The organism is Pseudoalteromonas sp. NZS11_1, from assembly GCF_015864275.1.
GTDB lineage: Bacteria > Pseudomonadota > Gammaproteobacteria > Enterobacterales > Alteromonadaceae > Pseudoalteromonas > Pseudoalteromonas arctica.
This window is the reverse complement of record NZ_JADYXK010000001.1, coordinates 416,714-442,340: the sequence shown is the minus strand read 5'-3', so window position 1 is coordinate 442,340 and position 25,627 is coordinate 416,714. Positions and strand designations below refer to the sequence as shown.

The window sequence follows — 25,627 nt, the reverse complement described above, 5'->3', positions numbered from 1 at the left end:
TGGAAGGAAGACCATGAAGATACTTTCCCTTGTTATAAGCATTTTAATGCTATTAAGTTTTGATGCCGCGGCACTTGATGTAAAGCAACGCTTTGATCACCTAGATAGCGACAAAAGTGGCTATTTAACACACGACGAACTTGATCCCCAACCACAACTTTTAAACACCTTTGTAAAATGGGACAAAAACCAAGATAACCAAATTTCGCTAGTCGAATTTAAAAGTTATCTAACTAACAACCTTTACTAAGTGATTTGTATGAAAAGTATTAGCTATATAACGCTGCTGGCGTTTAGTATTTTTAGCACATTTAGTTTTGCCGCAAGTAACGACATTGCAAAGCAATTTAAAAAGCTAGATAGGAATAAAGACGGTTTTTTATCACGTCCAGAAACCGCTATAGACCCGGCTTTGTGGTCACGGTTTTCAAGCTACGATCAAGACAAAGACGGTAAGCTAACGCTAAGTGAATACAGTTTATACACTAGTAAATAAACCTTTTCAAAAGCTAGATATTTTTATGTTCTAGCTTTACTGCTTTTTTCTTCATCATAATTCGTCTCACATATTGGTATTATAAAATTGGGTTTGCTAATGTTAACGCACTAACAATAAAAAATAATGCCTTATGTTGCTCAAAAAAATAATCAAACCTCTCATCCTAGCAAGTCTTTGTGCAAGCTCTAGTTACACTCTCGCACAAACTAAAGTAATTTATAACGCCAATGGTTATACCCCTTTATACCAAGGTGAAGTACAGCAGTTTACTACCCTCGTTATTAAAAATGGCAAGGTAGTAAAACTAGGTAGCGATACACTTAAAGATAGCTACCCGGATGCCAAGCTAATTGACGCGCACGGTAATACCTTATTACCAGGCTTAATTGATGCTCATGGGCACGTTATTGGCCTTGGCGATAATTTATCGCAACTTGATGTACGCGGTGCAAAATCGGTTGATGAAGTAAAAAATAAACTAAAAATATTTGCTGGCAACAAACAAGGTTGGATTATAGGGCGAGGTTGGAACCAAGAGCTTTGGGCTGATACACGATTTCCTACAGCTAAAGATCTAGACAAAGTAGTGAGCGATCAACCTGTGGTGCTTTCGCGGGTTGATAGCCACGCCATTTGGGTTAATTCAAAAGCACTCGAACTTGCTGGTATTACTGCTCAAACAAAAGCGCCTGAAGGCGGTGAAATAATTAAAGACGAATTTGGCAATCCTACAGGTATTTTTGTAGATAAAGCAGAAGCGCTAATTACCCAGCATATGCCAGCCCCTTCAAAGCAAGATATAAGTGACTCGCTAGATGCAGCAGGTAAGCATTTATTAAGTTTAGGCATTACCTCTACTCACGATGCAGGTATTGATAAAACCACATGGGAGGTTTACAAAGAGCGCGGCGACCTCGGTAATTTACCGCTACGTATTGTGGCAATGTTAAGCGGTGCAAGCCCTGATTTAGACACGATGTTAAAGGCAGGCCGATACCACGACAAAAATGATTTTATGGAAATTCGCAGTGTTAAAGTTTACGCCGATGGCGCACTTGGCTCTCGCGGAGCCGCTCTGATTGAAGAATATGCAGACAGACCTGGTCACCATGGTTTAATGCTTGAAACACAAAGAAAACTCGAAGCGCTCTTTACACAAAGCTTTAAAAGCGGCTTTAGCGCAAATACTCACGCAATTGGCGATAAAGCAAATAAAGTAGTACTTGATGCCTATCAAAATGTGTTTAAAAAAACGGGCGGTATATTACTACGTAACCGAATAGAGCACGCACAAATTGTAACGCCTGAGGATATCCCTCGCTTTAAAGCGTTAAAAATAATCCCTTCAATGCAGCCAGTACATGCCACTTCTGATATGCATATGGCAGAGCAACGCTTAACTGAAAAACAATTAACCGGTGCCTACGCTTGGCAAACATTTTTAAAGCAAGGATCGGTTGTTGCAGCAGGCTCTGATTACCCGGTAGAGCTTGCAAATCCATTTGATGGTTTGTATTCAGCCATTACACGCATGGATCATAACAAACTACCTGAAAACGGCTGGCGCGCAAGTGAAGTACTAAGCCGCGAAGATGCATTACGTGCATTTACTCTCGGTGGCGCTTATTCAGCTCATCAAGAATTTAAGGTGGGTAGTTTAGAAAAAGGTAAATGGGCCGACTTTATTTTAATTGATAAAGACTACTTTAAAGTACCTGTTGACGAGATATACAAAACAAACGTACTGCAAACATGGGTAGCAGGTAAGCTTCGCTATAAAAAAGAAGAGGTTACAAAAGCACCATAATCAAAAATAAACAAATTAATTATTAAATTTAATTAAAGTAATCAAAAAGTGTGTCGATAAGGAGGGGTATTTATAAAATCCCCTTATGTTTCAGGAAGAAAACATGTTATCAAAAAAAATAACTCTTACTTTATCGGCACTTTTTACACTATCACTCTCAGCTTGCTCTACCCATCCTGTTTACAATGGACATGCACCACATAACAATATTGGCTATAATAATGCCCATAATCGCTATGCTGAAAATAACCAGCCGCGCGTGAGTAATTGGCAATTTCCAGAAAATAACTACCGCCCAATTAACAGCAGTAAGTTACTAAGTAATTACACAGAGCAATTAGCAATGAAACTAATTGAGAATATGAATTACATAAATAGTAGCACGCCTATCGCTATAACTTCGTTTGTAAATTTAGACGACAACCTGCAAACTACTAATATTTTTGGCAATCATTTAGCTGAAAGCTTTATTACTGAATTACAAGAGTTTGGTTTGTCTGTTGTTGATTATAAGCACACAGGCACAGTGCACGTGACACCGATGGGTGATTTCTCATTTAGCCGTAATGGCAAAGATATTAAAGGCTACCCACATATTGAATACACTTTAACTGGCACGCTTACATACACCAACCGCGGTGTTGTTGTTAATGCTCGTATTATTGGCGCTAAATCTAAAGTAGTGGTGTCATCAGCTAAAGGGTTTATTCCCAGCTTTGTGGTTGAATCGCTATACCCTACTCGCAGAACAGATGGAATAGTACTAGACGCTATTCAATAAAACTAAAAAGGGTTAACGCAAGTTAACCCTTTTTATTTGTGTAATAAAACATGTTTAGCTAAACATGTTTTTCACATCTTTTAGCATATCGTTGTATTCATCACTTGTGAATAATTGCATAGACGGTATTACACCTTTATCTATGTACGTTTGCAGCGCTGCTGACTTATCAGAAACCTGTAATGTTCCCTCTAAAATAGCGCCTACTCGAATAAAGTCTACGTAACTAACTTTATCAGGTTTGTAACTTGGATCTGCCCAGCTTAGAGCTACATCAACAAACTCTTTAGGAAATTCCCACGCTTGCATAATCGACGAGCCAATTTTTCCACTCAGCTTTTGAATTGCGTGCGCTAAAAAGCTTGGGTTGGCAAACACTTCAGGGTGGCGCTCAGCTTCTGTTAAAATTGGTAATACACCAATATTATAAACAAGCGCAGCTAATGTAATTGAATCACGATTTAATGAAGTGTGTTTATTGTTTTTTAAGTAAAACTCCATGAGTGTTATTGAATGGCTAGCAACGGTTAATGTTTTTTGCCAAGCCTTGCCCATGTAGCCTTTAATTAGCTCATTGTTTGATACAAATAATTGCTCCATAGCCATAGCCGTTGCAATATTTTTAATTTGGCGCAACCCAATGCGAGTCACTGCTTGTTGTAAATTAGATACTTTTACAGAACGTCCCATAATCGCACTATTAGCTACTTTTATCATACGAGCTGAAAGCGCTGGGTCTTGTGAGATTACATCTGACATTTGCATTAAATTCACATCAGGGTTATCTGCAGCTTGGCGAACCTTAATCGCTACTTCAGGTAGCGTTGGTAAAACCAACGTATCGTTATTTATTCTATCGACTAGAATCGTTAATAAAGCGTTTTCTGTAGACATAAAGCTGCCGTCCTTTTGTGTTCAGCCTGTAAAGTAACTGCAAACTCAGGCAGTTAATTTTCGTATTAGTAATATAATTAGTATTGTCTAACTTACCGATAAAGTTAAGAAAATTATAGAAGTTTATTTTTATTTATAATGCTTTATCGCTCATGCTTGCCTTACAACGCCAAATACTTGCTATTTACTATTTAGTTTTGCTTTAATGCACTCACAATTAAGGAAGCGTTTGTACATATTTAGTTTTTTAACTAAAGCAGTACAAATTATTAAACTTACTTTTTAACAGGTAATATAATGATCTTAAATAAAATTAGCCAAGCAATTATGCTCTCTGGTGTCGTTTTTCTTAGTGCATGTTCTGAACAAGCGCCGTCTTCTACCGACAACACAGCCACAGAGCTTGCTCAAAAAAGCAGTGCACAATCAGGCCCTGAGCTTATTAATGCAAATAACCAACGTTTAGATATTTACACCGACTTTAGCTTACAAAGTGATTTATCGCACTTAAGCGATAACCAACGAGCAATGGTTGCAAAGCTTATTGATGCTTCAAAAATAATGGACGAGTTATTTTGGAAGCAATCTTTTGGTGAAAATAAAGATGCGTTTTTAGCAAAGTTAGGTGATGAAAAAGTACGTAAATTTGCCGATATTAACTACGGTCCATGGGATCGTTTAAATGGCGATGAAGCGTTTTTATCCAGCTATAAAGAAAAACCTCTTGGCGCACAGTTTTACCCTGCCGATATAACCAAAGAAGAGTTAAACAATGCAGATGTTGAAGACAAAACAGGCCTTTACTCTGTAATTAAGCGTGATGAGCAAGGTAAGCTTTACAGCGTGCCATATTCAAAAGAATACGCTAATGAGCTTGCAAAAGCCGCTGACCTTTTACGCGAAGCAAGTAAACTTGCTGACGATAAAGAGTTTGCTAACTATCTAAACTTGCGTGCTGATGCCCTACAAAAAGATGACTTCCAAGTATCTGACTTTGCTTGGATGGATATGAAAAACAACCCAGTAGATGTGGTTATTGGTCCAATTGAGACTTATGAAGATCAATTATTTGGTTACCGCGCAGCTTATGAATCTTACGTACTTATTAAAGATTTAAAATGGAGCGAACGCTTAGCTAAGTTTGCCGCATTTTTACCAGAGCTTCAAAAAGGCTTACCCGTTGATGCTAAGTATAAACAGGAAGTACCGGGCTCTGACGCCGACTTAAACGCTTATGATGTTGTTTATTACGCAGGTCACTCTAACGCGGGGAGTAAAACAATTGCAATTAACTTACCAAACGATGAGCAAGTACAGCTAGAAAAAGGAACTCGTCGCCTGCAACTTAAAAATGCGATGCGTGCTAAATTTGATAAAATTTTAGTACCAATTTCAAAGCAGTTAATTGTACCTGAGCAGCGTAAACACATTACTTTTGATGCATTTTTTGCCAATACGATGTTCCATGAAGTCGCTCACGGTTTAGGTATTAAAAATACAATCACAGATAAAGGTACTGTTCGTCAATCATTACAAGAACACGCAAGTGCGCTTGAAGAAGGTAAAGCCGACATTTTAGGCCTGTACATGATTGAGCAATTACTTAAAAAGGGCGAAATTACAGAAGGAACTATTGAAGATTATTACACGACCTTCATGGCGGGTATATTCCGCTCAGTTCGTTTTGGAGCATCAAGTGCGCATGGTAAAGCAAATATGATTCGCTTTAACTTTTTTGCTCAAGAAGGCGCTTTTTCTAAAAATGAAGAAGGCCTGTACCGCGTTAATATGGAAAAAATGAGCATTGCAATGGCCAAGCTTTCTCGCTTAATTTTAACCTTACAAGGTGATGGCGATTACGAAAAAGTAGATCAACTAATTGCAACGCATGGCGATATAAAAGAAGAACTTGCTGAAGACTTAGAAAAACTAAGTAAAGCAAATATCCCTGTAGATGTAACGTTTAAACAGGGTAAAGAAGTACTAGGGCTTAAATAAGTTTAGTTAAACTTAGCTAAACCCTAAAAAAGCGTTGCAGCTTAAAACTGCAGCGCTTTTTTTAACGCTGTAATTTGTACATCTGTATACGGCACAGCTGGATACTTACCCCAAATTGGCGCAGGCCAAGCAGCATCAGTAGTAAAGCGTGCAATATGGTGAATATGTAATTGCGGCACCATATTACCCAAAGCCGCTATATTTAACTTATCAGGGCTAAACACATCCATTAATAATTTACTTAGCTTGGCTGACTCTTTTAAATACACAACTTGATCATCCTCAGATAAATCAATTATCTCTTTTAAGTTAGCCTGCCTAGGCACTAATACAAACCACGGATATTGGCTGTCGTTCAATAAAAGTACTTTACACAGTGGCCAATCGGCAAGCTCTATACAGTCGCGTTTAAGTTCTGGCGCTAGTTTAAATTCAGGGTTAGTCATTGTTATGTCCTACTTTGTCTTTAATAATCGCCACTTTATAGCATTTAGTTGCAGTTGCACACGCTTGGCTTTACCATCAAAGCAATATTTATAATAAGCTAAGGCAACCTTGTGCTAAAAAAAATAAAACACCTCTCACTAGCCCTCCCATTAATGGTTGGCGCTATTAGTGTTCAAGCAAAACCTTTATCGTTGGAGCGTATTTTTGACGATCCGAGCCTTTCAGGTAAATCACCTGTACAACTTAAATTTTCGCCTGACGGCAGCCGTGTAACTTATTTACAAGGCAAAAGCGATGACTACAACCGCTACGATTTATGGGAATACAATCTAAAAGATAACACCAACCGTGTGCTAGTTGATTCGGCAAAGTTATTTTCAGGCCCAGAAAACCTATCTGATGAAGAAAAAGCACGCCGCGAACGCCAACGTACTTTTGGTAAAGGCATATTAGAATACAAATGGTCTAAAGACGGTAAAGCACTTTTATTCCCACTTAACGGCGACCTTTACTATTACGATTTAGCCTCTGCTAAAAGTAAAAAACTAACCGACACTGAAACATTTGAAACCGATGCACGCTTTTCACCTAAAGGTAACTACGTATCGTTTATTCGAGAGCAAAACCTATTCGCTTTAGAGCTTGAATCAGGTAAAGAAATTCAGCTTAGTAAAGATGGCGGCGGCGTAATTAAAAACGGCATGGCCGAATTTGTTGCTCAAGAAGAAATGAGCCGCATGACAGGTTACTGGTGGTCAGGTGATGAAACTAAAATTGCCTATACCCGCGTTGACGAAACCCCAGTAAAAGAAGCTATCCGTAACGAAATTTACGCTGATGAAGTTAAATTATTTAACCAACGCTACCCGTTTACAGGTACTGATAACGTAAAAATTCAACTCGGTGTGGTTAAGCTAAATGATCAAAAAGTAGATTGGATTGATTTAGGTAAAAATGAAGACATTTATATCGCGCGTGCTAAGTGGCTAAAAGACGGCAATACACTGTCTTACCAATGGCAAAATCGCTCGCAACATAAATTAGAGCTTCGTTTTTATAACAGCGAAACTAAAGTCCAAAAAGTAGCATTAACCGAAGACAGCGAAACGTGGATTAACTTACATTTTGATCTTGAGTTTTTAAAAGACAAAAAACATTTTGTATGGGCATCTGAGCGCGACGGTTTTAAACACTTATATCTGTATCGCACAAACGGTCAACTTGTACGTCAAATCACCTCTGGTGATTGGGCTGTTGATAGCTTAAAAGGTATTGATGAGAAAAAAGGCATTGTTTACTTTGCCGGTCGAAAAGATACACCGCTTGAAAGCCATTTATACAGCGCGCCTTTATTTAAAAAAGGCGATGCCAAACGTATCACCGAAAAAGGTCAGTACCATAATGTTGTGCTAGCAAAAGACAGCAAAACCTTTATCGATAATAGCTCGTCTGATAATAAACCAAACTCAGCAGCGCTTCGTAAAGTAAACGGCGAATTTATTACATGGCTTGAAGAAAATAAGCTTGATAGTAACCATCCGCTTACTCCTTATTTAAGCGACTTAACAAAACCAGAATACGGCACAATTAAAGCCGAAGATGGCCAAGTTATGCATTACCGTTTATTTAAGCCTAGCAACATTACTGATGGCAAAAAGCACCCTGTTATTGTTAACGTATACGGCGGCCCGCATGCTCAACGAGTGACAAATAGCTGGCGCAGTAAAAACTTGTACTTTCAGTACATGGCACAACAAGGTTACGTCATTTTTCAACTAGATAACCGTGGTTCGTACAACCGTGGTAAAAAGTTTGAAGATGCTATTTATAAAAACCTAGGCGTGGTTGAAGTTGCCGATCAAATTAAAGGCGTAGAGTTTTTACGTACACTTGATTACGTAGACCCACAACGCATCGGTGTTTATGGCCACAGCTACGGCGGCTACATGGCACTTATGACTATGTTTAAAGCAGGCGATTACTTTCAAGCCGGCGTATCGGGTGCTCCTGTAACCGATTGGGCTCTATACGATACGCATTACACAGAGCGTTATTTAGGTCACCCTGATACGAATGCTAAAGGGTATGAAGACAGCGCAGTATTTCCATATGCTGATGGCTTAAAAGGCCCATTAATGATTTATCATGGAATGGCTGACGACAACGTGCTGTTTACTCATTCAACTAAATTGTTTAAACAACTGCAAGATAACGAAAAACAGTTTGAAATGATGACCTACCCAGGCTCTAAGCACAGCCTACGTGGTAAACAAGTGCAAACACACTTACATCAAACAATTACAAACTTCTTTAATCGTCATTTTGATGTTAAATAAGCAAGTAAAGTAATAACAGACTAAAGGCTGATTGATAAATCAGCCTTTTTTTTGCATTAATGGGCGTTAAGCCTAGATTAAACTCTTTTTTTAGCTACGCTTATTCTATGCGCTAAAGCGCACACTTTTTGAGGATAAATGTATGCCTAGTCTACGTAGTTTTAGTATATTCCAACGTTTCTCGCTGCTCATAGCTATTGTTGTATTTGGGCTTATAGCGCTTAGTGTAGCCAGCCTAACTCACCAATATAGCTCTCTTAAAAACGAGCAGTACCTTAAAACACAAAATGTAGTAGAAACTGCGTACAGTATAATCGAGCACTTTTATGACCTTGAGCAAAGTAATTCACTTACTCAACAACAAGCTCAATCGCAAGCACTTAATGCAATAAGAGCTCTGCGCTACGACAAAACCAATTACTTTTGGATTAACAATTACCAGCCAAAAATGGTTATGCATCCTATAAAACCTGCTCTTGAAGGAAAAGATTTAACCAATAATAAAGACCCTGACGGCAAAGCATTGTTTGTTGATATGGTTAATATAGTTAAACGCTCTGGCGAGGGATTTATTCCTTATAAATGGCCAAAACCAGGTAAAGAAAAACCAGTTGAAAAAATCGCATTTGTTAAAGGTTTTAATCAATGGCAATGGATTATTGGCTCAGGTGTTTATCTTGATTCAATTGACGAAGCATTTAGCGAGCAACGTAATCTAATAGTCGTCAGTGCAACAATTATGATTATTGCTGTTATTTTACTTAGCTACTTTATAGGCAAGAGCATTTTAATACCTACTCGTTTAGCAGCCGATATGATGAAAGATATTTCACAAGGTGAAGGCGATTTAACTCGTACATTAAATGAATCCGGTAACGATGAAATATCTGAACTATCACACTCATTTAATTTATTTGTTTTAAAAATGCGAGAGTCTCTTGTTCATGTATCACAAAGTGCAAACGATGTAAGCGAACATGCGCATACAGTTGATGATTCAAGTAGAACAAGCCACTCGTTTATTGAGCTTCAAAACGATAGCTCAACCCAAGTTGCAGCTGCCATGGAGCAAATGACTCACCAAATACATGATGTAAGCCGTAACGCCGAAGCCGCAGAGCAAGCAGCTAAAGATGCAGCACAAAACGCATCAACGGGTAAAAATGTGGTTGCGCAAACAATTACAGCAATAGAAACACTCTCAAGCAACATAGAAACAGTCAGTCGTGTAACAGAAGATTTAGCCAACGAGAGCCATAATATAGGCTCTGTACTTGATGTAATAAGAAGCATCTCGGAGCAAACAAACTTACTGGCATTAAATGCTGCCATTGAGGCTGCTCGCGCAGGAGAGCATGGCCGAGGATTTGCTGTTGTTGCAGATGAAGTAAGAACACTGGCCAGTCGTACAGGCCAAAGTACCGACGAAATTCAAACCATGATCACTAAACTTCAAGAAGGTGCAAAAGCAGCAGTAGAAGCAGTTAAATCAAGCCAAGCACTTTCAGTTTCTACCGTAGATCAGGCGTCATCAGCCAATACTTCACTTAATGAAATAGAACGACTTGTTTCAATTATTACCGAAATGAACAGCCAAATCGCACGCGCCACAGAGCAGCAAACTCAAGCTGCCGACGAGGTTAATTTGCGTATTAATGAGCTATCTCAATCAACTGAGCAATCATTAAATAATACTAAACAGCTTACCGATGCCAGCGATAATCTTAAACAAAGTAGCCAAGAGCTTTCGAGCGTAGTTAATCGTTTTAAATTAGATTAATCGATACCGTTCTCATAAAATGCAAAAAGCCCTGAATTAACAGGGCTTTTTTATTGCATGTAAGTTTTTAGCTTACAAACAGTAACGTGCAAACAAGCTCGTTACTGATGCAGCCGTTGGCTTGCCATGCTGCCAATCACCGCCTTCAACACCGCTTCCTGCAATGTCCATATGCACATAAGGCAAAGGTTGCGCAGAGTCGTTACCGTGCTTATCAAGCCCACCAACAATAGCCATAAACGCCATAGGGAACTGATGTCCACGAGCAGTAACTGCAGATGCCGCATTATTACTAGAGAGTACATCGTCTGCTAGCGTGCGTGGTTTAATAAAGTCGTAATCTTCACGGCGAGAGCGCGATACTTCTGCGCCATCGGCCCACAAATCTCCAAGGTCAGCTATTTGACGTGAAACACCAGCGCTACGAGCTGGACCGTTTTCAACATACGCACCGTAAGGACCCATTGCACGTGCCGCGTGACCCGTTAATGTAGCAACAGTAAACAACGTTGGGTTTATTTCGCCTTTAGCTAAATCTTTCATTTCGCTAAGCAGGTCGCCCATTGCTAAGCGCCCTTCTGCATCGGTATTACCAATGCGTACACGGATACCTTCGCGGCTAGTAATAATTTCATCTGGCACAAAACAATCCGAGCCAATAGAGTTACGAACAACAGCCAAGTACGATACTACTTTAACGCCTTTAGGCTGATAATCCGCAACGGCTTTCATAAAGCCCGCAACAGAAGCTGCGCCACCTTTATCGCGACTCATGCCTGCCATATGACCACCTACTTTTAAATCTGCACCGCCTGTATCGTATACAAGACCCTTACCTACAAACATAAGTGTACGAGTAATTTCGCCCTCTGGTACATATTCAAGCTTAACAACACGTGGGTGATGGCGCTCAACTGCATACGATGCACGAGCAACAGTGCTTAGCATTGGGTAGTTTTTATCAATAGCTGCAATATCATCAATTACGTCAACTGCAATGCTTGAGCCTTTAAATAAATCAACGCAGTAATCAGCAAAACGTGGTGGAGCCATACGCTCAGGTTCGGTGCCACATAAGTCACGCGCGGCATATTGGCCCGCAGCAATTGCATTAACAGCTTTAATTGTTTGCTCGCTTGCGCCAACTAAACCAATTTGAGTAATAGGTTCAATACTTTCACCGTGATATTCACGCGCTTCTAATGGCTGCCATAAGGCTTGGCAAGCGCCTAAATAAGCAACTTCTAAAGCATGCTGATAACGGCTATCGCCATTTAAATTTGGTAAAAATAATGCAGGGTTAACACTACCCGACGCTTTTGCTTCGTTAATTGCTAATTTAGCAGCATCAAAATAACGGCGTACATCGTCGTAATCTCTGTTTAACGGACCTGTTGGCGCAAGTACAACGCGTTTGTTTTCAATCACTAATAAAGTAACTTGTTTACCAATACGAGAATCAACTTTTGCTTGGTCTAAAATAGCATCACGTAATGAGTTATTTGGTAATAGAGAAAAGTCATCACTAATAATAATAAGCGCATCATGAGATGTGCATTCAAGGCTTGCACTAACCGCTTGAGGGTATGCCATAAATAAAGTCCTGTTAGAAAACATAAGCCCCTATTATCGTCGATTTAAATATTGAAGACCAGCAAGGTGCGATGAGCTAATTATACAACTTGCCAATAAATGGCAACTTGGGGTTACAGGCTTTACAGCTTAATCGAGAATACTCAGTTGGAAGTTTTGTTCTGGCTCGCTTTTAATGCCAACGCCTATGCCAAGTAACCTTACAGGTTGTTGTAGCCCTCGTTGATAGGCCTTAGTAAGGAGTTGAATAAATATTTCTGTGTTTAGCTCGTGGTATGCCTGATCGGCTGAGGTCACTACAAAATTTGCAAACTTCACTTTAACACTCAGCTTATTAATACGGTTTTGTAATTGCTGTTTATTAAGCCTTAAAACTAATTCGTCTAACAATTTTGGCAGCTCATCTAAGCACTCTTGCAAACTTGTTTTATTGTATTCGTAGGTATGCTCAACACTCAGCGACTTTCTGATGCGATCTGTTGATACTTTACCAACATATTCACCTGCACATTTTTGATAAAGCGACACACCAAAATTACCCACATGTTGCTGCATCCAGTTAACGCCTTTTTCACGTACATCCTTGCCGGTATATAAGCCTTTTAAATTTAGCTTTTCGAGCGTTACTTTACCCACCCCCGGAATTTTCCCCAGCGGTAATTGCGCTAAAAAGTCATCGACCTCATGAGGCAAAACGACAAATTGACCATTCGGTTTTTTTTCGTCGCTGGCTATTTTGGCAATAAATTTAATCGGTGCAATGCCTGCTGATGCAGTGAGCCCGGTGGCATTGTAAATATCGGCTCTTATTTGCTGTGCAATAAGTGTGGCACTGCCTTTACAAGCGGTGCTGTCTGTTACATCTAGGTAGGCTTCGTCTAAAGAAAGAGGTTCAACTAAATCTGTGTAGCGGCTAAATACTTCACGTATTTGATTTGAAGCTTCTTTGTATACAGCCATGCGCCCAGGGACAATAACTAAATCGGGGCATAATTGTTTAGCATGATAGTTCGACATAGCCGATCGCACGCCATATTCTCTAGCTATATAGTTAGCGGTTGAGAGCACGCCTCGTCGGCTATTGCCTCCAATAGCAAGCGGTACACATGCAAGTTTTGGATTATCTCGCATTTCTACTGCTGCATAAAAGCAATCCATGTCTATGTGAATAAACTTCTTCATCACCACAACAATAACTGGTTATTTATACAGTCATTATTATAGAATCAAATGTGATAAGCAAGCCTAGGGCCTGTTTATCTTTCGAGGTTAAATTTGCAGCAGTATGTTTGGTATTTAGGCAAGGCAGAGCCTATGTAGTGTGGTTATTCCCCATAAATAGGCGATAACGTAGCACAAATGCCAAACATACGCTGCCCGAAGGGTTCTGCCTAGGGGCAATTTACTCTTTGTTGCTCGGTTTTTACTTAGCCCACTAGGTCACAAACCTCGCGCCGCGATTAAATAGCCCCTAGATTGAACAAATTTTAATCCTGAAAGGTCAACAGGCCCTAGTTAGCGATTAAAAAAATCGCTTATTATCTTTTGATTCTTTATAACCGCGCAACCAAAACATAACCTCGAAAAAAAACCCCGCTAACATTAAAATAATAGCGCCTGATTCGTTACCCATTGCGTAACAGGTAAAAGAGGCTATAAATACCAAACAAGCTAAAAACCAATTAATTATATTCTGCATATTTCTACCTCTGTGTGTTTTTGTGTTTGTCTGTGCAATTTAACTGTAGACCTAAAATTAAATAGGTACAATCATCTTATAAAAAAACATGCCATTAATTACCTTGAGCTCGTAACCCCATGTTGATAATCTAAGTACTTTAAAATTAAGGGCCAATAAATAATGCAAACGTTTAAAGATCAGCACCCTATCCATACCGACATCACCGTAGCGTGGGCTGATATGGATGCACTACAACACGTAAATAATGTAGTGTATTTACGTTACTTTGAAATAGCCCGAATCGACTTCTTAAATAAAATAAATCTGTTCGATACAATAAGCCCTAATGGCGTGGGCCCGGTAATAAGCGAAAATAACATTCGTTATAAACGCCCAGTTACATTCCCAGATACGCTTACAGTCGGTGTTACTATTTCTGATATAAAAACAGACCGATTTGTTATGAATTACACCGTATTTAGTCACGCACAAAACGCTATAACAACCACAGGCACTTCAAAAGTGGTTATGTTTGATTTTGAAACAGGCCAAAAAGCCCTCATTGCAGAGCCTCTTTTATCGGCGTTAGTTAGCTACTCTCAAGACGAGCAATAAGGAATTCTCATGCAATACAGCCCACTTGGCAGCAGTGGTATTAACGTTTCAAGAGTATGTTTAGGCAGTATGACTTGGGGTAAACAAAATACTCAAAGCGATGCTGATGAACAAATAGCCTACGCGCTAGAGCAAGGCGTAAACTTTATTGATACAGCCGAAATGTATGCAGTACCGCCCTCTCCAGAGACCTATGGAAAAACTGAGGAAATTATTGGCGATTGGCTATCGCGTAATCAGCAAAAGCGCAGCGATGTGGTACTTGCTACAAAAATTGCAGGCAATGGATTATCGTGGGTACGTGATGGTGGCAATATTACGCGCCAAACGGTAATAGAAGCCGTAGACGATTCACTTAAGCGCCTTAAAACCGACTATATTGATTTATATCAGCTGCATTGGCCAAACCGCTCTACCCCGCACTTTGGCAGACAGTGGCCCGGCACTCTTAAATTTACCGACGTAAATACACAAGAGCAGCAAGCTAGTATGCTTGATATTCTAGAGGGCCTTAATAAATGTGTTAAAGCAGGTAAAATTAAGCACTGCGGTTTATCTGACGATACGCCATGGGGTATAAGCCAGTTTTTAAGTTTGGCCAAAGAGCATAACTTACCGCGTATGGTATCTATTCAAAATGAGTTTAGCTTAGCGCACGCTAAAGACTGGCCGTATTTAATAGAACAATGTGTACACGAAGATATTGCCTACTTACCGTGGTCGCCTTTAGCGGCTGGTTTATTAACGGGTAAATACCTAAACGGTGCTCGCCCAGAAGGATCACGTTGGACCTTCATGCAGCGCAACGGTATTTTTAGAGATACACCCAATGCAGAGCAAGCCACTAAGCAGTATGTTGATCTGGCTCATGCAAACAATATTACTCCAGCACAACTAGCACTCGCATGGTGTAACCAAGTAGATGGCGTAACCTCTTCAATTATTGGTGCAACAAGCATAGCCCAATTAAAAGAAGATATTGATGCATTTAACATCACGTTAAGCGACGAAATTCTTAGTGAGATTAACACTATATTTAGAAACCATCCGATGCCTTATTAAGCATGTATGAGTTAAAGCAGCCTTGAATGAGGTTGCTTTTTAACTAAAATATTTGACCCTACTACAACCAACACTATACTTTTATTAAGTTTTCTTAATTCAACGAACACTTATCAATGCTGAAAAACGGATACTATGCATTTTGCTTATTAATTGTATTTAACGCGCACGCCGTTGAGCAAAGAGTACAGCCTCTAGAAGAAATTATTTGGCTGCAAAGTTACACGCCCCCTTTTCATATAGCTAAAAGCGAAAGTGCACCACAAGGCGGTATTTGCGACAACCTAACCGAGCAACTCATTAGAACCATAACAGATGTAAAACATACCCGCTTAATTGTCCCTCAGCAGCGTATAAATAAATATTTAAGTGAAGGAAAAAACGTATGCTTCCCGTGTGTTATTTATAAAAAGCATAATAACCAACTACTTAACTACTCAAATCCAACAACGGTATATCCCCCATTTTCAATTATCACGACTAAAGAGCTAAAGCCCAAATTAGAAGAAAAGCACGGCTCGCCTATTCACCTTATTAATTTATTAACCGACCCGCAATACGTATACGGGCAAGCTGCTGCACGTAAATTTACAACTAAAATTAATACAATTATTGAAAATACAAAACGAGATAAAGAGTCGTCGTTAAGTTGGAGTAGCGAAAATGAAAGTCAGGCTGTTATAGCACGCTTGAGTCACGGCTTTTTAGACTACTCAATTGATTACCCGTTTATGGCCGATTACTTTAATAAACAAGGAGAATATACGAATATAGAGAGTGTACCAATTGCAGAAAATGACATTCAATTTATACGAGGAGCAATAGGTTGTGCGGCTAACGCACCTAATAATTTTGCACAGCAAGCGCTTAAAAAAATTAACCGCGCACTAAAAAACAATGTACTACAATCGCCTGAGTATCAACAAAGTCAGCATAATTGGCTTAAAACTACCTTTGCCGACTTTGATCAACACTACCAACAGCAAGTTATTAATTTTTACTTACTTTCCACTGATGCTCAAGTAAACACTGATCGTTAGCATAAAGTGCCACAGCAAAAATACTTTTAGCCGTTACCTCACCTACGCCCGAAGGTGTGCCTGTCATTACTACATCACCGTCCTCGAGGCTCATAAATTCACTAACCTCTTGTAAAATCGAGTCAGGATTATGTAGCATAAAATGAGTATCACCTCGCTGAATCACTTCATTATTAATTTTAAGTTCAAACGTAAAGTGTTTCATTGCATCAGTTAGTTCGACAAAGTCACTTAAAATAACAGAGCCATCAAACGCTTTAGCGCGCTCCCATGGAAGTCCTTTATTTTTTAATTTACTTTGCACAGTACGCTTAGTTAAATCAAGGCCGAGTCCAACCCCTACAAATTTTTTATTTTTAACTACAAAACATAGCTCGGTTTCATAATGCAGTGTATCGCCGTTATGAGCCGCAAATAACGTATTTGTAATCGCGCTATTTGGTTTGTTAAATAAAACCATTTGATCTGGTGTTTCGTTGTTTAGCTCTGCAATATGTGCGGTATAGTTTCGACCAACACAGACTACTTTTGATGGTGTTAATTCTTCAGATACTAACTTTATTGAATGCATATAAATAATGTCTCAGTTATTGGACCTGTTGACCTTTCAGGATTAAAATTCGTTCAATCTAGGGGCTATTTAATCGCGGCGCGAGGTTTGTAACCTAGTGGGCTCGATAACTGCTCCTGCGTTATTCTACTGACTTACATCCATGTAAGAATAAGTAAAAACCGAGCAACAAAGAGTAAATAGCCCCTGGGCAGAACCCTTCGGGCAGCGCATGTTTGGCATTTGTGCTACGTTATCGCCTATTTATGGGGAATAACCACACTACACAGGCTCTGCCTTGCCTAAATACCAAACATACTGCTGCAAATTCAACCTCGAAAGATAAACAGGCCCTAGCTAATAAGCGTTTCAAGTAAGCTCAAATTAATAGGTTTAAGTAAAACTCGGTCAATATTTAAATCTTTTATTTCTCTAGGGTCTGGCTCTGCGCCACTTACAATCACCAAGCGTAGCTCTGGATATCGCTCATTAATTTGCTGGCCTAAATCAATGCCACGCCCATCGGGTAAATGCATATCTAGCAATACCTTATTAAATTGCTGGTCGTGATTAAGTATTTGCAAACATTGTGCGCAGCTAGACGCAATGACCGTTTCAACACCTAAGCTTTCTAAAAGTAGCTGCGTAATTTGCGCTGCATCGTGATCGTCCTCAACAAGTAAAAAGCGCTGCTTTTTCTCGGTTAAGCCATTGCTACAATTTATATCTTTAGCTTGCGGTGCATGCTCTGGCGCTACCAAATAATCTTGCAAACTTTGGTATAAAGCCGCGCTATCAACAGGTTTTGGTATTACATCGTTAAAGCCTAGTGCAGCAAGCTCCTCATGTATGCCTTTCATAGTAGCGGCAGTGAGCGCGATTATTGGGCCTTTGTAACCCATTTTTCTAAGCTCTATGGTAGCTTCCTTGCCGCCCATTACAGGCATATGAATATCAATAAAAATAATATCGTAAGGCGCTTTATACGCATCTGCAATACGCACTTTTTCAAGCGCTTGTTGGCCATGTTCGGCATAATCGACGCGCGCACCACAAGTACTGATCATATGACCAACTAGCATGCGTAAATCACGTAAATCATCAACTACTAATACTCGCCCATGCACTTTGCATGGAGCCGATTTACTTTGTAGTTGCGGCGCACTACTAAAATTAAGTACCTGTCGTTCTACTTCGCTAATATCACCTGGGTAAACCGAAATAGTAAACGTAGAGCCTTTGCCAATTTCAGAATGCAAACTAATATCACCGTGCATACGTGCTAACAATTCAGCACATATTGCCAAGCCTAAGCCTGCGCCGCCTACAGAGCGTGATTCTACATCAGCTATTTGTTCAAATGGCTTAAATATCAGTTCTTGTTTTTCAGGGGCAATGCCCATGCCTGAGTCTTTAATGCTAAAAAACAGCATTTCGGTATCATCAACCCATTGCGTCCACGCATTAACAACAATTTCGCCTTTATCGGTAAATTTAACTGCATTGTTTATTAGGTTTATTAAAATTTGGCGAACTCTTGTTGCATCCAGTCGTGCAACCAAAGGCAATGGCTGATGAGATTCAAAGCGCAGCGTAAGGCCCTTATCTAGCACCGATACGCGCATTAGCGTGTATACATCGGCAAGCATGCTATCAAGGTTAACTTCGCTTAGGGTCAGCTCCAGTTTATCGGCTGCTATTTTTGACAAATCGAGCACATCGTTTAACAGGCTCAATAAATGTTTACCGTTTCGATAAATAACACCTAGTTCATTTTCTGCTTGCTGACTGAAGTCGCTCTGCATTAACAGTTCGGTGTAACCTAAAATAGACGATAGAGGAGTACGTAATTCGTGGCTTAGATGAGCTAGAAAGCGGTCTTTTGAGCGATTTTCGGCTTCGGCTTTTAAACGCTCTACTCGCTCACCTTCAACATCTTTACGAGCAAGTGCATAGCGAATAGCGCGCGCAAAGCGGCTCGAACTCATTTCTGTTTTTATTAAATAATCTACTGCACCGGCATCAAGCGCCGCCGAGTCTAACTCGTCGTTTGACTGCCCGGTAAGCATAATAATTGGGCCGCTAAAGCCATTAGCAATGGCTTCTTTTAGTACATCTAAACCATTAGATGCACCCAAGCGGTAATCAAGCAGGCAAATGTCGTGCTCATTTTTGCTAAGCGTTGCAATTGCCTGCTCTGGGGAACTTATCCATTGAATGTTAAACGTGTGTGAATCCAATTGGTCCAGATAGTCGCAGGTGAGTATGTAATCATCTTCATCATCTTCTACAAGCAGCAACTGAGTCACTTTATCTAACATACAATCTCCATTAATCGTTAAATGTTGTCGGTAGCTCTACAAACTCTACCCAGTATTTTCCTAGCGTTTTCATCAAATCAACTAAACCATCAAACGTCACAGGCTTTGTAATATAAGATGCAGCACCTAAGTTATACCCTTTAACCATGTCTTCTTCTTGCTTAGACGTAGTTAAAATAACAACCGGAATTCCCTTTAAGTTAGGGTTCCCTTTTATAGCTTCAAGCGCTTCACGACCATCCATTCTTGGCATGTTTAAATCAAGTAATATCAATCCTGGTCGTGGCGACACTGTTTTGTCTTCAAACTTACCTTTACGTTCTAAATATTCAAGTAACTCAACGCCATCTTCAACAAAATGAAGCTCGTTAAGTACACGGCTTTCGGCAAGGGCATCTTGTGTTAACAAACGATCATCTTCATCATCGTCTGCCATTAAAATAGTAATAGGTTTTACTTTTGAATAGGGCATTTAAGCCTCTCCTTGCAATGTGAAAAGCGCAGCTTCCACAGGTAGTTTTATAATGAAGGTTGCACCTTCACCGTCTTTACTTATTGCTGTAATTGTTCCGCCGTGGCGCTCCACAATACGCCTACATACAGAAAGACCAATACCTGTGCCTTTATATTGTGAGCGACCGTGCAAACGTTGAAACGGTACAAATATTTTATCGGCATAGTCCTGTGAAAAACCAATACCGTTATCTTCTATAGTAATAACTTGAAAGCTCAAATTGGTATTATGATCCTCACTAAAAATATCTTTATCTTGGTAGCTGATTTTTATATGTGGACTTACACCTGGGCGCCTAAATTTAACAGCGTTCGACAACAAGTTTAAAAACAGCTGCTGCATTTGGCTTTTATCAGCCTGAATAACCGGTAAGTCTTCTACATCAATTTGTGCATCTGACTCTTTTATCGCAATTTCTAAATCACTTAATATATCGGTTACTACTTCGTTTAAATTTGTATCATCGAAGTCTTTACCGCGTGTTGTAATACGCGAGAACTCTAATAGGTCATTAATTAAGTTAGACATGCGTTGCGCTGCATTTTTCATGCGGCCAATGTAATCAATCCCTTTTTCACCCAGCTCATCTTTAAACATTGTTTCTAGGCGGTCACTAAAGGCTTGAATTTTTCTAAGCGGTTCTTGTAAGTCATGACTTGCTACAAAAGCAAATTCTTCAAGCTCTCGGTTACTTCGGCTCAGTTCGTCAGAATACAACGTTAATTCTTGCGTACGCTCAGACACTTTAGTTGCTAAAGTCTCGTTTTGTTTCTCAAGCTCAAAACGATACTTAGCTGCATTTCTCAAATTAAGACGTGTCATTACAAACATACCAATAATAAGTAATAAGCTTGTGATTGCTGTAATAGCAAACGTGATTTTAGCTTCATTCTTAATTTGCGCTAACTTTGAAAAATGGCTCACTTTAAAGAGTAATTCACGGTCTTGAATTTCATTAACATACTCTCTAATTTGCTTATAAAGCTCCCGACCTTTATGTGTATTTAACACATAAATTGCACGTCGCTCTTTGTCATCTAAAGCAAGATTAACCGTTTGTTTTAGCTCTTTAATTTTGCTATCAACTAGTACTAACAACTGAGCAATACGCTCAGCTTGGCCGTCAATCTCAGAGTGTAGTGACTTAACATGATCTGTTTGAGCTTCAATTTGTCCAATAGCATCGTAATAAGGCGTTAAATAATCAGTCTCTTCTGTTAATAAATAACCGCGCTGACCCGACTCAGCCTGAACTACTGATAAATGCAGTTGCTCAATTCCCGTTGTCAGCATATTAGTATTGTCTAAACTCTTTTGGGTTTGCGTTAAACCTTGAATCGTATTCAATGCTAAAACTGCGTTACCTACAATAATACTTAACACAACAACTATAAAAGCTGCCCAAGTAACATTCGCTTTACCTTGCTGTTTTTGCTTGCTCATTTAGCTTCCCGAATTAGAGTTTGTACAACACTTACTATTTATTGAGAGTCAGTTATTTTTTGTAAACTTTCACTACACTGTTGGCAATTGTTGATAATTTTATCAAGTGCATCTAGCGCTTTTTCTTTTGGCATATCGTTTTCGAGTACCAACTTAATAAGCTCTGCATTCATCGATATACGATTAAGCGGCGCTCTTGCATCGTGTACTAATTTGTTTAGTTGCTCTGTTTGGTTATCGGATGTCATGCCCTTCCTCAAATCTATTTATATTCGCCAATACCGCCATATGCATTAAGGCGGTTATAAAGTGTTTTGGTGCTAATACCCAGCATTTGTGCAGCAAGCGTTTTATTACCTTGCACCTTATCAAGCGTTGCATGAATAAGTTCTTTTTCAACTTCTTCAATGGTTTGTCCTGCTGATACTGGCTTTTCGGCCGCTTGGTTATTAACGCGCGAAAAAGGCGACTCTAAATTATCAGGTAGAGTAATGTCGCTGGTTTGCGGATCGCTCATAATAAATGCACGGTGTATAGCGTGGCGAAGCTCTCGCACATTACCGGGCCATTCATAGCTTTGCAGTTCTTTGAGCTGCGTTGGCGTCCAACTAAATGGGGTACCGTTTTCATCATTAAGTTGATCTAAAAATGCTTTAGCTAATAAAGGAATATCTTCTTTTCTATCGCGAAGTGGCGGTATATCAATAGGAAAAACAGCCAACCTAAAGTAAATATCTTCACGAATAATATTATTTTGCGCTAAATCGGTAAGCGAGCGGTTAGTGGCTGAAATAACACGACAATTGGTTGGTATTTCTCTGTTACCACCTACGCGTGTTACTTTTTTAGTTTCAAGTACTCGCAGTAAATTTGGCTGCATATCAATTGGCATTTCGGTTACTTCATCTAAAAACAAAGTACCGTTATTTGATTGCTCAAACACACCTTCTTTACGTGCTATTGCGCCTGTAAATGCGCCTTTTTCGTGGCCAAATAACTCACTACCAATTAACTCTTTTGAAAGTGCGCCACAGTTGCTAGCAACTAATGGGCCTTCGCACTGGCTTGCGTTATGAATAGCTTGAGCCACTACTTCTTTACCTGCACCACTTTCACCCATAAGCATCACGTTAGCGTTTGTTTTAGCTACGCGTTCAATCATGTTGTATAGTTTTTGCATTGGCTCAGACTCACCAATTAACCCACCAAAGTGACGTGTAATACCGCTCGACTTGGCTTTTTTAACTGTTTTTTTAGGGCCATTTAAAACGAGTTCTAAATCTTCGCGTTGTAATGGTTTTAATAAATGCCCTACATTTGGCTCACACATTTCAGCTAAAATGCCTTTAACTGAAGGATGACCCGATATAAGTGTAATTTTTGGAGATTGCCCAATCGTTTTTAAATGATCAAGTAAGTGCAAACCGCTACCATCAGGTAACATAAAATCAAGTAGCACATGGTCAAAGGTATTATTTTCAAACCATTGATGTGCTTCTTTTAAACTGGTGGCGGTACTTATATTGTGGCCGAGGAATTCGACTATGTGGCAAACAACGTCACTAAATTCAACGTCATCGTCTACTAAAAGTATGTCTAACATGATAAATCCCTATGCTTTTTTCTTATTCTACGCATCCTAAATATTAATTTAAAGGCACGCCTAGAATCTAATTACTTAAATAGCTAATTAATCCAATGCTATTTATTTTAACAACCTTATATTTACGTATGCTTAAAAAAATCGATCATAAAATATAAAGATAATTAAAATCGTTTCTATTTATAGAATGGTAGCAACTGTTATTATCAAAAACCTAAAAAAGGAGACGAAATGCAGCAATTAAAAACCTTAATTCATTCAGGTATTAATATTGACCACGGTAGTCAGTTTACGCGCTTAACAGCTCGCGCCATTGTTATTAAAAATAATAAAATACTTTTAATGTATACAAACCGCTATGAAGATTACAGCTTACCTGGTGGCGGAGTAGATGAAGGCGAAAGTATTGAACAAGGCTTAATTCGCGAACTAAGCGAAGAAACCGGTGCACAACAAATAAGTGTAGTTAAAGCCTTTGGACTCTATGAAGAGTATCGCCCTTGGTATAAAGAAGACTTTGATATTATTCATATCAAATCGTATTGCTTTGTATGTAATATTGCCGACGAGTTTGGCAAAGCACAGTTAGAGCATTATGAGCAGCAAAATGGCATGACTGCTAAATGGGTTGATATTAACGATGCAATTGCTCATAACGAGCGCACACTTGCTAACAGTGAAAAACAAGGACTCTCCATTTTACGAGAAACCTACCTACTAAAGCGCATTGCTAAAGAACTTCTATAAGTTGAATAAGCATGAGCAGTCAATCTTGTAAATTTTGCATCAATCAGAACTTTTTACTGCTTTGGATAATATATTCATAGTAGTAAAAAGTTATTAGCAGAATAAAAAACCCAAAATAGATACTACATTTCAATAGCTTGAGATTAATTAATACTGTTTTTTTGATATTGGCTTTCGTTTTGCACCCTTATAGATAATTAATTTGTAAGGAGATAGAAATGAGTAACACAGTTAAAACGATTAATCCGGCAACTGAGCAAACCATTAAAACCTATACGCTACTTTCTCAAAAAGAAGCAGAACAGGTAATCGAAAAATCTCACGAAACATATTTAAAATGGCGCTTAACGTCGTTCACTGAACGTGCGAGATATCTTAATAAGTTAGCCTCACTTTTCGAAGAGCAAAAAGAATCTATCGCAAAACTCATGACCGAAGAAATGGGTAAAGTATACGAGCAAGGCTTTCAAGAAGTTGAACTATGTGCAGGAATTTGTCGTTACACAGCCGAACAAGGCCCACAAGTACTTGCTGACGAAGAACGCGATATGGACGGCGGCCGTGCAATTATCAGCTACCAACCAACAGGTGTACTGTTAGGTATTCAACCTTGGAACTTCCCGCTTTATCAGGTAATTCGCTACAGTGCTGCCAACATAATGGCGGGTAACACAACCGTATTAAAACATGCTGGTAACGTATTTGGCATGGCTGAAAAAATTGAAGAGCTATTTAAACAAGCCGGTTTCCCAGAGTACTGTTTCAGCAACTTACTCATCGACGGTAAAACCGCCAGCTCACTCATTGCGCACAAAGCAATTAGCGGCGTAACCTTTACGGGTAGTGATGCCACAGGTAAAAAAGTAGCTGCAGAAGCGGGTAAACACGCTAAAAAAACAGTGTTAGAACTGGGTAGCAACGATGCATACTTAGTACTCGATGACGCTGATTTAGAGCTTGCAGTTAAAACCTGTGTAACAGGTCGCATGATCAATAACGGCGAAACGTGTGTTTCAGCTAAACGTTACGTAGTGGTTGAGTCACTTTACGATGACTTTAAAGCACAAATTAAAGAGCAGTTCGAAGCCATGAAAATGGGCGACCCAATGGCAGATGGCACAGACTTAGGCCCAATGGCTCGTGAAGATTTACGCGACGGCATTCACGACCAAGTAATGGAATCAGTTAAAGCAGGTGCAAACATAGTAACGGGTGGCGAAATACCATCGCAAACAGGTTACTACTACCCACCAACGCTACTTGATAACCTATCACCTGGCATGCCGGCCTACGATGACGAATTATTTGGCCCTGTCGCTTCGCTTATTAAAGCGAAAGATAACGACGATGCTATGCGCATTGCCAACGATTCTCGCTACGGTTTAGGCGGTGGTATTTTCTCAAAAGATGAGAAAAAAGCCATTGAGCTTGCTAAAAAGTACTTCGACACCGGCATGATCAACATTAACGGCTACGGTTTAGCACAACCTAACCTACCATTTGGTGGCGTTAAAGGCAGTGGCTACGGCAGAGAACACGGCGGCTTTGGTATGCGCGAATTCGTAAATGTTAAAAGCATTATGATCGCCAGCTAATTTAGCTTTAAATACTAATACATTAGAAAACCTAAAAGTGGGTAACCGCTTTTAGGTTTTTTTAACTTTAAAATTAGATTATAGAAGAGCTTAGTCTCTACTAAGTTCAAACCGCAAAGCAACTACACAGTAATAACTGTAAATGAGCAGTTTGCTTTTTAATCATTATCAACATAAAAGAATAATATAATAAATTCAGAGGCACTAATTGCAGCTAGCTGCATTATCAGCAAAAACATAATACCTATTCCAGCTTGAGGGTCAGGTTCAATGCCAAAAATGAGAACTGGCGCTAAAATAATAGCAAATAATGCAGCTATG

The 25,627-nt window shown here is 39.4% G+C and carries 22 protein-coding genes; 12 read left to right on the top strand and 10 right to left on the bottom strand.

The window, feature by feature from the left end; all coding sequences use genetic code 11:
• The first annotated feature begins 13 nt into the window (after positions 1 to 13).
• The 4 genes from I6F44_RS01960 (at position 14) to I6F44_RS01945 (ending at position 3,087) form a co-directional block, all read left to right on the top strand.
• Positions 14 to 250 (top strand): hypothetical protein, encoded by a 237-nt coding sequence (locus I6F44_RS01960; RefSeq protein WP_007581558.1) that lies wholly within the window; start codon positions 14 to 16, stop codon positions 248 to 250.
• A 9-nt stretch (positions 251 to 259) separates the two neighbouring features.
• On the top strand, positions 260 to 496 hold the full coding sequence (locus I6F44_RS01955; protein ID WP_197173202.1) for an EF-hand domain-containing protein: 237 nt from the start codon (positions 260 to 262) through the stop codon (positions 494 to 496).
• Positions 497 to 629: 133 nt separating this feature from the next.
• Positions 630 to 2,306 (top strand): amidohydrolase, encoded by a 1,677-nt coding sequence (locus I6F44_RS01950; RefSeq protein WP_197173201.1) that lies wholly within the window; start codon positions 630 to 632, stop codon positions 2,304 to 2,306.
• 103 nt (positions 2,307 to 2,409) lie between these two features.
• Positions 2,410 to 3,087 (top strand): FlgO family outer membrane protein, encoded by a 678-nt coding sequence (locus tag I6F44_RS01945; protein WP_121953929.1) that lies wholly within the window; start codon positions 2,410 to 2,412, stop codon positions 3,085 to 3,087.
• Between the two features lie 54 nt (positions 3,088 to 3,141).
• Here the strand turns inward: I6F44_RS01945 and I6F44_RS01940 are convergent, their stop codons facing one another.
• Positions 3,142 to 3,981 (bottom strand): HDOD domain-containing protein, encoded by an 840-nt coding sequence (locus tag I6F44_RS01940; protein ID WP_024590070.1) that lies wholly within the window; start codon positions 3,979 to 3,981, stop codon positions 3,142 to 3,144.
• A gap of 297 nt (positions 3,982 to 4,278) precedes the next feature.
• On the opposite strand from I6F44_RS01940, the gene I6F44_RS01935 reads away from it, so the two are divergent.
• Entirely contained in the window at positions 4,279 to 5,979 is a 1,701-nt protein-coding gene (locus tag I6F44_RS01935; protein WP_197173200.1) for a dipeptidyl-peptidase 3 family protein, read from the top strand.
• Between the two features lie 41 nt (positions 5,980 to 6,020).
• Here the strand turns inward: I6F44_RS01935 and I6F44_RS01930 are convergent, their stop codons facing one another.
• Positions 6,021 to 6,425 carry an HIT domain-containing protein gene (locus tag I6F44_RS01930; protein WP_197101171.1) on the bottom strand — a complete coding sequence of 135 codons (405 nt, stop codon included), beginning with the start codon at positions 6,423 to 6,425 and terminating at the stop codon, positions 6,021 to 6,023.
• Positions 6,426 to 6,536: 111 nt separating this feature from the next.
• Between I6F44_RS01930 and I6F44_RS01925 the strand changes: the two genes are divergently transcribed.
• Both I6F44_RS01925 and I6F44_RS01920 read left to right on the top strand, forming a co-directional pair.
• Positions 6,537 to 8,762, top strand: coding sequence for a S9 family peptidase (locus tag I6F44_RS01925; RefSeq protein ID WP_197173199.1), 2,226 nt, complete (start codon positions 6,537 to 6,539; stop codon positions 8,760 to 8,762).
• A 142-nt stretch (positions 8,763 to 8,904) separates the two neighbouring features.
• Positions 8,905 to 10,542: a methyl-accepting chemotaxis protein gene (locus I6F44_RS01920; RefSeq protein ID WP_197101175.1), complete on the top strand. Its 1,638-nt coding sequence runs from the start codon at positions 8,905 to 8,907 to the stop codon at positions 10,540 to 10,542.
• Positions 10,543 to 10,614: 72 nt separating this feature from the next.
• Here I6F44_RS01920 and I6F44_RS01915 read toward each other — a convergent pair whose 3' ends face one another.
• Together I6F44_RS01915 and dinB are read right to left on the bottom strand one after the other, a co-directional pair.
• Positions 10,615 to 12,135, bottom strand: coding sequence for a M17 family metallopeptidase (locus I6F44_RS01915; RefSeq protein ID WP_197112398.1), 1,521 nt, complete (start codon positions 12,133 to 12,135; stop codon positions 10,615 to 10,617).
• Positions 12,136 to 12,264: 129 nt separating this feature from the next.
• Positions 12,265 to 13,317: a DNA polymerase IV gene (gene dinB / locus I6F44_RS01910; RefSeq protein ID WP_024590076.1), complete on the bottom strand. Its 1,053-nt coding sequence runs from the start codon at positions 13,315 to 13,317 to the stop codon at positions 12,265 to 12,267.
• Positions 13,318 to 13,996: 679 nt separating this feature from the next.
• On the opposite strand from dinB, the gene I6F44_RS01905 reads away from it, so the two are divergent.
• The 3 genes from I6F44_RS01905 to I6F44_RS01895 all read left to right on the top strand — a co-directional run bounded on the left by I6F44_RS01905 (position 13,997) and on the right by I6F44_RS01895 (position 16,533).
• Positions 13,997 to 14,431: an acyl-CoA thioesterase gene (locus I6F44_RS01905; RefSeq protein WP_010553137.1), complete on the top strand. Its 435-nt coding sequence runs from the start codon at positions 13,997 to 13,999 to the stop codon at positions 14,429 to 14,431.
• A 9-nt stretch (positions 14,432 to 14,440) separates the two neighbouring features.
• A complete protein-coding gene (locus I6F44_RS01900; protein WP_197173198.1) occupies positions 14,441 to 15,493 on the top strand; it encodes an aldo/keto reductase in 1,053 nt (350 codons plus the stop codon).
• Between the two features lie 116 nt (positions 15,494 to 15,609).
• Complete coding sequence (locus tag I6F44_RS01895) at positions 15,610 to 16,533, top strand: ABC transporter substrate-binding protein (protein WP_197173197.1); 924 nt, start codon at positions 15,610 to 15,612, stop codon at positions 16,531 to 16,533.
• Here I6F44_RS01895 and I6F44_RS01890 read toward each other — a convergent pair.
• The 6 genes from I6F44_RS01890 to I6F44_RS01865 form a co-directional block, all read right to left on the bottom strand.
• Complete coding sequence (locus tag I6F44_RS01890; RefSeq protein WP_197173196.1) at positions 16,484 to 17,104, bottom strand: fumarylacetoacetate hydrolase family protein; 621 nt, start codon at positions 17,102 to 17,104, stop codon at positions 16,484 to 16,486. The genes I6F44_RS01895 and I6F44_RS01890 overlap by 50 nt on opposite strands.
• Positions 17,105 to 17,436: 332 nt before the next feature.
• Positions 17,437 to 19,404 (bottom strand): hybrid sensor histidine kinase/response regulator, encoded by a 1,968-nt coding sequence (locus I6F44_RS01885; RefSeq protein ID WP_121953936.1) that lies wholly within the window; start codon positions 19,402 to 19,404, stop codon positions 17,437 to 17,439.
• Between the two features lie 10 nt (positions 19,405 to 19,414).
• Positions 19,415 to 19,876 (bottom strand): response regulator, encoded by a 462-nt coding sequence (locus I6F44_RS01880; protein WP_002958089.1) that lies wholly within the window; start codon positions 19,874 to 19,876, stop codon positions 19,415 to 19,417.
• Positions 19,877 to 21,361, bottom strand: coding sequence for a sensor histidine kinase (locus tag I6F44_RS01875; protein WP_197173195.1), 1,485 nt, complete (start codon positions 21,359 to 21,361; stop codon positions 19,877 to 19,879). It lies immediately after the preceding gene.
• Between the two features lie 38 nt (positions 21,362 to 21,399).
• Entirely contained in the window at positions 21,400 to 21,609 is a 210-nt protein-coding gene (locus tag I6F44_RS01870; protein WP_007581523.1) for a histidine kinase dimerization/phospho-acceptor domain-containing protein, read from the bottom strand.
• Between the two features lie 14 nt (positions 21,610 to 21,623).
• Positions 21,624 to 22,964, bottom strand: a complete 1,341-nt coding sequence (locus I6F44_RS01865) for a sigma-54-dependent transcriptional regulator (protein WP_165721092.1) — start codon at positions 22,962 to 22,964, stop codon at positions 21,624 to 21,626.
• Positions 22,965 to 23,195: 231 nt separating this feature from the next.
• Between I6F44_RS01865 and I6F44_RS01860 the strand changes: the two genes are divergently transcribed.
• On the top strand, positions 23,196 to 23,711 hold the full coding sequence (locus I6F44_RS01860) for an NUDIX hydrolase (RefSeq protein WP_165721093.1): 516 nt from the start codon (positions 23,196 to 23,198) through the stop codon (positions 23,709 to 23,711).
• A gap of 218 nt (positions 23,712 to 23,929) precedes the next feature.
• Positions 23,930 to 25,306, top strand: coding sequence for an NAD-dependent succinate-semialdehyde dehydrogenase (locus I6F44_RS01855; RefSeq protein WP_197173194.1), 1,377 nt, complete (start codon positions 23,930 to 23,932; stop codon positions 25,304 to 25,306).
• The last annotated feature ends 321 nt before the right edge of the window (positions 25,307 to 25,627 follow it).

Coding starts and splice junctions, on each gene's coding strand:
- I6F44_RS01955 (WP_197173202.1), top strand. CDS start 260: ATGAAAAGTATTAGCTATATAACGCTGCTGGCGTTTAGTATTTTTAGC.
- I6F44_RS01930 (WP_197101171.1), bottom strand. CDS start 6,425: ATGACTAACCCTGAATTTAAACTAGCGCCAGAACTTAAACGCGACTGT.
- I6F44_RS01915 (WP_197112398.1), bottom strand. CDS start 12,135: ATGGCATACCCTCAAGCGGTTAGTGCAAGCCTTGAATGCACATCTCAT.
- I6F44_RS01945 (WP_121953929.1), top strand. CDS start 2,410: ATGTTATCAAAAAAAATAACTCTTACTTTATCGGCACTTTTTACACTA.
- I6F44_RS01890 (WP_197173196.1), bottom strand. CDS start 17,104: ATGCATTCAATAAAGTTAGTATCTGAAGAATTAACACCATCAAAAGTA.
- I6F44_RS01900 (WP_197173198.1), top strand. CDS start 14,441: ATGCAATACAGCCCACTTGGCAGCAGTGGTATTAACGTTTCAAGAGTA.
- I6F44_RS01870 (WP_007581523.1), bottom strand. CDS start 21,609: ATGACATCCGATAACCAAACAGAGCAACTAAACAAATTAGTACACGAT.
- I6F44_RS01855 (WP_197173194.1), top strand. CDS start 23,930: ATGAGTAACACAGTTAAAACGATTAATCCGGCAACTGAGCAAACCATT.
- dinB (WP_024590076.1), bottom strand. CDS start 13,317: ATGAAGAAGTTTATTCACATAGACATGGATTGCTTTTATGCAGCAGTA.
- I6F44_RS01935 (WP_197173200.1), top strand. CDS start 4,279: ATGATCTTAAATAAAATTAGCCAAGCAATTATGCTCTCTGGTGTCGTT.
- I6F44_RS01865 (WP_165721092.1), bottom strand. CDS start 22,964: ATGTTAGACATACTTTTAGTAGACGATGACGTTGAATTTAGTGACGTT.
- I6F44_RS01905 (WP_010553137.1), top strand. CDS start 13,997: ATGCAAACGTTTAAAGATCAGCACCCTATCCATACCGACATCACCGTA.
- I6F44_RS01920 (WP_197101175.1), top strand. CDS start 8,905: ATGCCTAGTCTACGTAGTTTTAGTATATTCCAACGTTTCTCGCTGCTC.
- I6F44_RS01940 (WP_024590070.1), bottom strand. CDS start 3,981: ATGTCTACAGAAAACGCTTTATTAACGATTCTAGTCGATAGAATAAAT.
- I6F44_RS01895 (WP_197173197.1), top strand. CDS start 15,610: ATGCTGAAAAACGGATACTATGCATTTTGCTTATTAATTGTATTTAAC.
- I6F44_RS01960 (WP_007581558.1), top strand. CDS start 14: ATGAAGATACTTTCCCTTGTTATAAGCATTTTAATGCTATTAAGTTTT.
- I6F44_RS01875 (WP_197173195.1), bottom strand. CDS start 21,361: ATGAGCAAGCAAAAACAGCAAGGTAAAGCGAATGTTACTTGGGCAGCT.
- I6F44_RS01885 (WP_121953936.1), bottom strand. CDS start 19,404: ATGTTAGATAAAGTGACTCAGTTGCTGCTTGTAGAAGATGATGAAGAT.
- I6F44_RS01860 (WP_165721093.1), top strand. CDS start 23,196: ATGCAGCAATTAAAAACCTTAATTCATTCAGGTATTAATATTGACCAC.
- I6F44_RS01880 (WP_002958089.1), bottom strand. CDS start 19,876: ATGCCCTATTCAAAAGTAAAACCTATTACTATTTTAATGGCAGACGAT.
- I6F44_RS01950 (WP_197173201.1), top strand. CDS start 630: ATGTTGCTCAAAAAAATAATCAAACCTCTCATCCTAGCAAGTCTTTGT.